Raw genomic sequence first — 1,394 nt, 5'->3', positions numbered from 1 at the left:
GGCGTCACCCGGCTCGCGCCGGTGCTGGGCTCGCCCCGGGCCGTGCGCATCGAGGGGGCGCACATCCGGATCGAGCTGGCCGTGGCGGCGGATCACCGCGCCGTGGACGTGGCGAGGGCGGTACGAACGGCGGTGGCGCAGACCGCACCGACCCCGGCCCCGGGAGACCAGCCGCCCACGGTGGCCGTCCTCGTCACGGCCGTGGAACCCTGACCGGAGCCCAGCCCCGACCGGTCACTTCTCGACGTACTTCCGCAGCCCCTCGACCGTGCGCTCCAGCTCCTCGACCCGGTCGGCCAGCTGCTCGGTCCGCGCCTCGAGCCGGCGGTTCTTGCGGTGCATCTCCAGGAACACATTGACCTTCGTCCGCAGCAGCCACGGGTCGAAGGGCTTGGTCAGGAAGTCGGCGGCGCCGATCGCATAGCCCCGGTAGGCGTAGTCGGAGTCGGCGTCGGTCCCGGTCAGCAGGATGATCGGGACGTCCTTGGTCTGGTCGAGCCGCTTGATGTTCGCGGCGGTCTCGAAACCGTCCATGCCCGGCATCAGCACGTCGAGCAGAACGACGGCGAAGTCCTGCCGCAGCATCGCCTTCAGCGCCTCCTCGCCGGAGCGGGCACGGACGAGCTGCTGATCGAGCGGGCCGAGCACGGCCTCCAGCGCGATCAGGTTCTCCTCCATGTCGTCGACGATGAGGATTCCGGCCTTCTCGGACACGCTCGTAGTCATCTCTCCCCCTGCCTCGGCCTCGGCGGACCGGTCTCGGCAGGCGCGGCGCCCTCTCCGGACACGCCCTCCGCGGATACCGCGGTGTCACCGTCAGACCCGTCAGACGTGGCGTCATCGCTCCCCGGCTCGCCCGACTCCCCCACCTCACCGTCCGGATCGAGCAGATCGAGGATCGCCGACATCAGCCGGTCGACATCCACGGGCTTGGGGACATAGCCATTGGCGCCGCTGTCGATGGCCTTCTCCCGGTCGCCGGGCATGACCTTCGCGGTCAGGGCGAGGATCGGCACCTCGGCGAGACGCGGTGTGCTCCGGATGGCCCGGATCGTCTCGTACCCGTCCATCTCCGGCATCATCACGTCCATCAGAACCAGCGAGACGTCCGGGTTGCGGTGCAGCACCTCCAGCCCCTCACGGCCGTTCTCCGCGTACTTCACCGTCATGCCGACCCGGCCCAGCACATGCGTGAGCGCGAAGACATTCCGGATGTCGTCGTCGACGATCAGGATGCGGCGGCCGTTCAGCACCTGGCCGGGGCGTCCGCGCTGCCACTCCTTGAGCCGGGTGGTCCCCGGCCAGCCGTCGTCCTGGTCCTCGCCCTCCGTCTCCCGCCCGCTCTCGGCCTCGGCCTCCGCCCCGCCGCCCGGGGCCCGGGTGGCGGGGCGGCT

2 protein-coding genes and 1 pseudogene are annotated in these 1,394 nt (G+C 70.9%); 1 reads left to right on the top strand and 2 read right to left on the bottom strand.

Annotated features, from left to right (window positions below; all coding sequences use genetic code 11):
- Nucleotides 1–213, top strand: a pseudogene (locus GWI24_RS44395) (hypothetical protein); the annotation flags it as partial.
- A 21-nt stretch (nucleotides 214–234) separates the two neighbouring features.
- Here GWI24_RS44395 and GWI24_RS44390 read toward each other — a convergent pair.
- Entirely contained in the window at nucleotides 235–726 is a 492-nt protein-coding gene (locus GWI24_RS44390; RefSeq protein WP_210951665.1) for a two-component system response regulator, read from the bottom strand.
- Nucleotides 723–1,394 (bottom strand): response regulator (locus GWI24_RS44385; RefSeq protein ID WP_210951664.1); only part of this gene is annotated, 672 nt, incomplete at its 5' end. The genes GWI24_RS44385 and GWI24_RS44390, both read right to left, overlap by 4 nt.

This window comes from Streptomyces sp. MK37H (assembly GCF_018035285.1).
Lineage (GTDB): Bacteria > Actinomycetota > Actinomycetes > Streptomycetales > Streptomycetaceae > Streptomyces > Streptomyces endocoffeicus.
Note: the sequence above shows the minus strand (reverse complement) of the source record. Positions and strands in the feature narration are given on the sequence as shown.